This is a genomic window from Crocosphaera sp. Alani8 (assembly GCF_038442745.1).
GTDB lineage: Bacteria > Cyanobacteriota > Cyanobacteriia > Cyanobacteriales > Microcystaceae > Crocosphaera.
This window is the reverse complement of the sequence record NZ_JARVCN010000401.1, coordinates 1-2,659: the sequence shown is the minus strand read 5'-3', so window position 1 is coordinate 2,659 and position 2,659 is coordinate 1. Positions and strand designations below refer to the sequence as shown.

The 2,659-nt window shown below is 36.8% G+C and carries 3 protein-coding genes; 2 read left to right on the top strand and 1 reads right to left on the bottom strand.

The features are described 5' to 3' along the window. The first annotated feature begins 73 nt into the window (after window positions 1-73). Together P9B04_RS19840 and P9B04_RS19835 are read left to right on the top strand one after the other, a co-directional pair. Complete coding sequence (locus P9B04_RS19840; RefSeq protein WP_342056701.1) at window positions 74-1,111, top strand: aldo/keto reductase; 1,038 nt, start codon at window positions 74-76, stop codon at window positions 1,109-1,111. 24 nt (window positions 1,112-1,135) lie between these two features. Continuing rightward, entirely contained in the window at window positions 1,136-1,744 is a 609-nt protein-coding gene (locus tag P9B04_RS19835) for a hypothetical protein (RefSeq protein ID WP_342056700.1), read from the top strand. Between the two features lie 106 nt (window positions 1,745-1,850). Here P9B04_RS19835 and P9B04_RS19830 read toward each other — a convergent pair whose 3' ends face one another. Further along, on the bottom strand, window positions 1,851-2,540 hold the full coding sequence (locus P9B04_RS19830) for a GNAT family N-acetyltransferase (RefSeq protein WP_342056699.1): 690 nt from the start codon (window positions 2,538-2,540) through the stop codon (window positions 1,851-1,853). Window positions 2,541-2,659: the final 119 nt, after the last annotated feature.

The following is a 2,659-nucleotide window of genomic DNA, read 5'->3' as shown; positions in this document are numbered from 1 at the left end:
CATCTGCCTATTCTAGCTTATAAAGGGTATAACAAGAGCGGATTTGGTATTACTTATTCGGGAGTACCTTAAAATGCAGTACAAATTACTGGGCAAAAGTGGACTGAGAGTATCAGAACTCTGTTTAGGAACAATGACTTTTGGGGAAGACTGGGGTTGGGGGTCTTCATTAGAAGAAAGTCAAAGAATTTATGATAAGTTTCGGGAAGCTGGTGGAAATTTTATCGATACTGCCAATATTTATACCAATGGAACGAGTGAGAAGTTTCTCGGTGAGTTTATGGCCTCTCATAGAGATGAGGTGGTTTTAGCCACTAAATATACAAATGGATTGGGAGATGGAAACCCCAACGGTGGGGGGAATCACCGTAAAAATATGATGCACTCGGTAGAAGGAAGTCTCAAACGTTTAAATACAGACTACATCGATGTTTTATGGCTACATATATGGGATTTTCTGACTCCAGTAGAAGAAGTAATGAGAGGGTTAGACGATTTAGTTAGGGCAGGGAAAGTTCTTTATATAGGGATTTCTGATACACCAGCTTGGGTCGTAGCTCAATGTAATACATTAGCTGAATTAAGAGGTTGGACGCAGTTTATCGGCTTACAAATTGAATATAGTTTAATTCAACGCACCCCAGAAAGAGAATTTCTCCCAATGGCACAAACATTAGATATTGGTGTTACAGCTTGGTCTCCTTTGGCAAGTGGTTGGCTGACAGGAAAATATAGCAAAGAGAAAACCAATGGGGAAGAACGCAGATTGGATGATGAAATGATGGAGGGATTTGTGGATAAAAATCAGCGCAGTTTAGCAATAGCTGGAGAAGTAGATAAAGTGGCTCAACAAATAGGTAAAAGCCCATCACAAGTTGCTTTAAGTTGGTTATTAAGTAAAGGTGTTATTCCCATCATCGGTGCCAGAAAAGTAGCTCACATAGAAGACAATTTGCAATGTGTTAATCTAACATTATCCGCTGAACAAATAAAACAACTTGAACAAGTTAGTGAAATTGAATTAGGTTTTCCTCACGATTTCTTTAAAGCTGATATGGTGAAAAATTTTGTTTACAACGGAGCATTCGATAAAATAAGTAATCATCTTTAGTGAATATCTTGATCCTTTAACAAAATGCTTTCTAATTATCTTTATACAAAAATAATCCTTCAAACCAACATAAATCCCAACGATATAGTCAATATATTGAATGATGAAGATGTTAGAAAGTCAATTCAAAAAATCCTCAATATAGGAACTCCTTTTACGGATAAAAAGTTTTTGATTCTAGGTTTTGCTATCACATTGAGTATATATCTTAGTAATATAACCAGAGAAATAATCAATAAAATACTAGATGACATAACTACTTCTAATATAGACAAGCAAAAAAACTGTTTTTATAGGATAAACAGTTGGTCTTTGTTAGTTATTACAGATTTTATCTTATGGAGTTCTATAATAATACCATTATCTATTATTACTAATATTTGGTTTCTCACTCTACCTTCAACTAATTTCATGTTTGGATGGTTGAGATGGTGGACGTTTCTAGAACTTAATAGTATTCTGGCAATTATGGGGCTTTTTGATGGTTATGAATCACACTTACAAGCCAGCATTATTAATAGCCATTTTAAAAATATAAAAATAAAACAAGTTGCTATTATTCAAAACTATTCAATACCTGCGAGGACAGCGTTACTGCTATTTGCTTTTATTGTTAGTTTTATTAGTAAGTAGAGTATTGGATAATCAAAAGGAGAAGAATAGCCTACTAGCTTTGATATTTCGACCATTCTTCCCACCTTTAAATCTTTACAGGTTATTTTCTAATTCCACTACATCTTTAACTTATCTCTATTTTGTTAAGGTCTACGCCGAACTTCGTCACTCCTGGAAATTCCAGATTGAATTGATCTCTGAAGTAATCCTCATAAAATGTTTGATAAGGCTTAAATCCAACAGCTTCGTAGGTACGACGAGCGGCATCGTTGCCATTAAGAATCATAATTCCGCCGTAGGAGTGCTGCTGTCTTTTTCCTTCTTCCAATAAGGCTTTAATTAAGAATTTCCCCAAACCTTTCCCCCGTGCCTCCGGTAAGACAGCTACGGTTTCAATAATCCATGTGGCTTGAGGTGAAAGAAACAATGGTCGTAAATTCCCGCCCAAAAATTGCAGATAGCCATCTCGAAAACCTTCAGCTATCTCTTGAGACCAATTTAATTCTTGAGCCATTTTATCCAGGTTTGAAAGGTTTAAAGGGGAGTAATTATCTTGATTTGGACAATATCCAGCCGCTGCGGCCACAGGTTTTCCCTGCTCTTCGACAATCACGAAATCCTCTAAGAGACCCCAGTTACCTGCATCAGCCTTAAGCTTTGCCTCAATAAATGGCAACACCTCCGTTTGAGTTCCTTCCAACAAGTCTTCCCAAAAACAGTGATTCAGAGGTGGCAAAGACGCTTCGTATTCAATTCTCGCCAGAAATGGTATGTCCTGTCGGTTTGCTTTGCGTGTGCTAAGTTGACTTTTCATAATAAGCTCCTTGAACATCCTCATCAAAAAAAGATACAATCTGTATGTATCTAAAGATAGTCCTTCTGAAGCTTCTCAAAAAGTCTGGGGGGACTCGCCGAAAGTTAGGGGACAAAGAT